Genomic DNA, 5,172 nt, shown 5'->3' with positions numbered 1-5,172 from the left:
GCCGCGAGCCGGCCCGGCAGCCGGCGGCGGGGCGGCCGCGGCCCGACGCGCAGCCGGCGGACCGCGAGCAGCATGCGGATCTCGTCCACGAGCAGCGGCAGGCAGCGGATGGACAGCGCCACCGTCGCGACCCACTCGTCGATCGGCAGCCGCAGCCTGCGCAGTGGCGCCAGCAGTCGGCCCAGGGCGGGCGCCAGCTCCGACAGCGGTGTGGTCCATCCCAGCAGCGCGGCCGCGGCGAACATCGTCATGGACGCCGACGTCAGCCGCAGCCAGTCCAGCATGCCACCGACGGACAGCTGTACGCCACCGACGGTGACGAACGGTGCCGCGTGCGACTGGGCGGTGAGCAGCACCCCGATCAGCAGGCCGTACCAGAACCAGCGGGGCAGGCGCGGGGCGGCACCGACCGGGATCCGGGCGACGACCATGGAGACGCCGACGAACCCCGCGACCATTCCGATCACCGGCCAGGACGGCCGTACGGCGATCAGCACGCCGAGCAGCGCCATGATGATCAGTTTTGTGCCGGCCCACAGGCGGTGCACCGGGGTGCCACCGGGGATGTAGCGCAACAGGTTCGGCTCGGTACGGTGCCCGTGCCTGGCCGGCCGCCGCCGGCCGAACCGGCCCCGGCGGGAGCCGGCCGGGCCGCGGATGCTCCTGTTCCCCGATCTTCCCGACGGCGGTCGTGAGGCCACGGTCGCCGGTCCCTGCGCTGGCACGCAGCCCGGGCGTCCGGCATCGCCTACCTGCCCGTCGCCGCTACCATCACTGTCGGTATCGCTGTCACCGCTACTGCCGCTATCGGCATTGCTGTGGCCGGCACTGCCGTCGCTGCGGCCGGCATCGCCGTCGCTGTGGCCGTCGCCGGCCTGGGCTGTGCCGTTCTGGATGCAGAAAGTATCGTCACAATTACTCAAACTATCGCGATCACTAGAAGTGACGTCGAGGAGTTCGGCCTCCGTGCGGGCCCCGGCCGGCCGGGGATGGGGCAGCGGCGCGGATGGGTGACACGGTATGTCTCCGGTGGCGCCGTCGGTGAACGGTCCGTCATGCACCAGTCGCCCGGCTTCCAGGACGAGCATCCGTTCGGTCAGGCGGGCCATGTCGTCGAAGTCGTGGGAGATCACCACCAGCGTCAGGCCGGTCCGGGCGCGCAGGCTCACCAGGACATCGATCAGAATCCGCCTGGACGGGGCGTCCAGGCCCGCCAACGGCTCGTCGAGGATCATCAGCCGAGGCCGGCAGGCGATCAGCCCGGCGAGCGCGGCCCGGCGCATCTGCCCACCGGAGAGATCCTCCACCCGCCGGTCCCGGAAGAGCTCCGGGTCGAGCCCGACCGCGGCCAGGGCCTCGTCGGCGGCGGCCACGCCCACGCCGGCCGCCGCGCGCACGTCAGCGCCCACGGTGGGCGCCAGCAGCTGCAGCCGGGAGTGCTGCACGGCAAACCCGATCTCGCCGGGGCAGGCGGTCAGCGGCTGGCCGGCGAGGTGGGCCGCACCCTCCGAGGGAGTCAGCAGACCGGCGAGGACGGCGGCCAGCGTCGACTTGCCCGAGCCGTTGCGGCCGCGGACCAGCACCGCCTCACCGCTGTCCAGGCAGAAGGAGACGTCGCGCAGCGCCCGGCGGGCCCATGGTGACCGGGGCGAGTAGACCTGCCCCACCCCGTCGAGGCGGACCAGCGCGGCCGTCCGCGCGAGCCGCTGCCCGGCGGGTGCGGCCGACCCGGCCGACCCGGCTGATACGGCCGGTCTGATCGGTCTGATCGGTGAAGCCGGGGTGGCCGGCGGAGCGGGGACGGCCGGCGGGACAGCGGCGGCCGGCGGAGCCGGTGGGACGGGGATGACCGCGGGCGGATCCACCGGGGGAGTCCGGCTCGCCGCCCGCTCCAGCGGGCCGGGCGTGTCGGTCGCGGCGGGCATGCCGACCGTGCTGGCCGCGGCGTCCACGGCGGACACGGCGGGTATGCCGGATGTGACAGGCGCGCCGGGTGCGGCGGGTGCGCCGGGTGCGGCGGGTGCGGCGGGTGCGGCGGGTATGGCGGGCGTGGCGGGTCTGCTGGCCGGGCTGGACGGCGGGATGGGTGACGGGAGGGCCATCGAGCGGGACTGCGCGGGCCGGGCCCGCGGCGGGCGCCAGGGGGACGCGCACGGCACACCGCCCGCCGGGGCGCTCGCCGAGGTCAGCCGGCCCGCGTCGAGGACGATCCGGCGGTGCGCCCGTTGTGCCTCCGCCGGGTGATGGGTCACGTGGACGACCGCGACTCCCTCCTCGTCCGGCAGCCGCGCCAGCAGGTCGGTGAGCTGGTCGCGGCCTTCGGTGTCCACCATGGCGGTGGACTCGTCGGAGACGAGCAGCCGGGGCGCCCGCGCGAGCGCGGCCGCGACCGCCAGCCGTTGGAGCTGCCCGCCGGAGAGCGTGGCGGTTTCGCGGTCGGCGACGTTCGCGAGCCCGACCCGCGCCAGCAGGGCCTCCACGTCGACGGTGGCGCCGTCGGGCAGGCCCCAGACGACGTCGTCGAGGACCCGCACCCCCAGGACCTGCGACTCCGGACGTTGGAAGATCATAGCGGTGCCGCCGGTGCGGCCCAGCGCGCAGTCGCCGGGCCGCAGCACCCGCCCGTCGGTGGGATGCCAGCCACTGATGATCCGGGCGAGCGTCGACTTCCCCGAGCCGTTGCCGCCGACGATCGCCACGAACTCGGCCGGCCGGATCGTCAGTGACACGTCCCGCAGCGCATCCCGCGTCACATGGGGATAGCGGTAGGTGACGGATTCCAGGCGGACGGGCAGCGGATGTGGAGGCTGTTCCGCCGCGGGCGGTTCCGGACACCCCCGGGCCGCCGGCTTCCGGCGCGCCGGCGCCGGCCCCGGTGCCCATATGGGCGCGTTCGGGTGGTCGGACCGGGCTTCCGGCGCGCCGACGGCGAGCCGGCGCAGCACCGGACGGGTGACCACGGCCGCGGTGAGCACGTTGACGCTGGTGTTGGCCAGCAGCGCGATCGGCAGCAGCGCCCACCAGTGCTCCGCGCCCCACCGCAGGAGCGCGTCCGCGGTGCGCAGGCCCGGGCTGTCCGGGCCGATCCCGACGTGGACGAGGCTGCTGCGGGCGCCGTCCCAGCTGTTGACGATTTCGGCGAGTACCAGCGCCCGCAGATCGGTGAGCACGTAGAACAGCGCGTTCATGCCGAGCGCCACCGGTGCCCACAGCGCGACGAGACCGACCGCCGTGGTGCGTACGAGGCCCCAGCGGCGACGGTGCGCGACGCCCAGCAGCGTGCCGGTCATCATGCAGGACGTGATCGTGATCGCGAAGCCGGTGCCGCCGATGAGGACGGCCACCGCCAGCGCCGCGACCATCGCCGTCCAGGCCGCCCGTAGCCGCCACCGGGCGGCAAGCGTCGCCGCCGGAACCGTCGCGACGATCGTGAGCAGCCAGCCGAAGGGGAGGAAACGTGTGACCAGGCAGATCGCGATGACCAGATCGACCAGGAGCGCGGCCTCGACGATCTCCACCGTGCGCAGCCGCTGCCGGGCCCGCGGCGCCCCGGCCGCCCCCGCGGCAACGGTGGGCGCTGAGCCGGTGGGCGCTGAGCCGGCGGGTGTGGGACGGGAGGGTGGGGAGCCGGCCGTGGGCGGGTCGGACAAGGTGGTCACCGTCAGCTCTCCGGTCCGGTGGTGCTCTCGTCGATGGTCGTGGCCGGGCAGATGCGTCCGGTGGACGGTCGCGGCGACACCATGGCGAGCGGGGGAGGCCTCCGCCTCCCGCCTGGCTCCCGCTGGTCCCTGGCTGGTTCCCACGGGCCCGCTCGCCGCTCCACCCATCCACCCGCTCCCATGCGTGCCGCACCGGACATCCAACTGTCGCATGGAACCTGAGGGGTGTCCGAACCGCCCGGCCCGAAGCCCGGGCCGCCTGCGACAAAGATCATGGATGCTCTGTGCCGTCCGCGCGGACGGCCGTGGATGGTAGGGAGACGCATGCTGTGGTGTAACCCGCCACAGGCCCGATCAGCGATTGCCGACCATCATGAGAGGATGCCCGGCCGGCACCGTCATCCGGCCGGCACTGTCATCCGGCCGGCACCGTCATCAGCACTGCCACGTCAGCCCTGCCAACGGCATTGTCGGCAGGCGGCCTGACGACACGATACCCACCATCGGCATCGACGCCACATGACCGGGGCGCCGCGGCGGCGGCGACCGTGCTCGTTCCAAGTGCTCGTTCCGGGTGTTCGTCCCAGGTGCTCATCGTGCTCATTTCAACGGACGGAAGGACGGGGGCTGAATGGCGGACGGCTGCGCCGTGTACACGGCCAGGGTCTGGGCGAGGCCGGTCGGGTCGACACCGATGGCATGCATGCTGCGGGCCAGGTCGTCCATCACGACCAGGGCGTGGTGCAACAGCACCTCGTCGATGCCCGTGGGCCGCTGGACCGCCTGCCGGAAAGCGTGGGTGATGTCCGCGTCCCCGGTCAGCGCGGCCAGCGCGCCGACGCGGATCCGCTCGCTGAGCGACTCCCACACATGTTCCGAAAGGGGTGCCTGCGCGCCGCGCCACACCCCGCGGTAGGTCAGCGACCGGATGACCACGTGGGGCTGTTCGCCGGTCCGCAGATGCAGGGTCACCGCCCACATCGCCAGCAGCCAGCCCAACGACTGCAGGAGGCGTACGGAGTCGACCCGCAGGCGCGTGGCCAGGGCCGCCTCCGCCTCCTGGCGGGTGGTCGCGTCCGCCCACGCCTGGACCAGGCGTTCGGCTTCCACGATGTCGGTGATGTCGAGTTCGGGAGTACATGGTCGTACGACCGAGGCAGCTCGTTGCGAAGCGGTGTCGACCAATGCGAGGGCACCGACATCGTGCAGCGTCTGCCAGGAAAGTCCTGCTGGCGCCATAGTCGATACGGTAATCGCCCGTTCGTCCGTTGGGCCCGTTTATAACGCAGCTCACTGAGCTTTCTTCACTGCTTCGGGTGCTTCCGGTCGCCAATGCCGCTGGTGTAACCGTATGAACCGTTCCAGGTCATTGAAACGTCTAACGTATTAATTTGAAATATCAAAGTGGCAAAGGGAAGTACATCGTGATTTTTGTGCCTGGAGCTGTGGGACGCGCTCCGGCCGGCCCGCCCCACGGCCCGCCCCACGGCCCGCGCCCGGCCCTGTCTCTTAT

General features: G+C 72.7%; 2 protein-coding genes. Both read right to left on the bottom strand.

Annotation, left to right across the window (positions count from 1 at the left end):
• On the bottom strand, positions 1-3,659 hold a 3,659-nt coding region (locus tag NBX02_RS15085; protein WP_250291859.1), incomplete at its 3' end, for a DUF2232 domain-containing protein.
• A gap of 600 nt (positions 3,660-4,259) precedes the next feature.
• Positions 4,260-4,898, bottom strand: coding sequence for a hypothetical protein (locus NBX02_RS15080; protein WP_250285821.1), 639 nt, complete (start codon positions 4,896-4,898; stop codon positions 4,260-4,262).
• Positions 4,899-5,172: the final 274 nt, after the last annotated feature.

The sequence above is a fragment of the Protofrankia sp. CiP1_Cm_nod1 genome (assembly GCF_920888515.1).
Classification (GTDB): Bacteria; Actinomycetota; Actinomycetes; order Frankiales; family Frankiaceae; genus Protofrankia.
The sequence above is the reverse complement of the archived record's forward strand: the minus strand, read 5'-3'. Positions and strand labels throughout refer to the sequence as shown.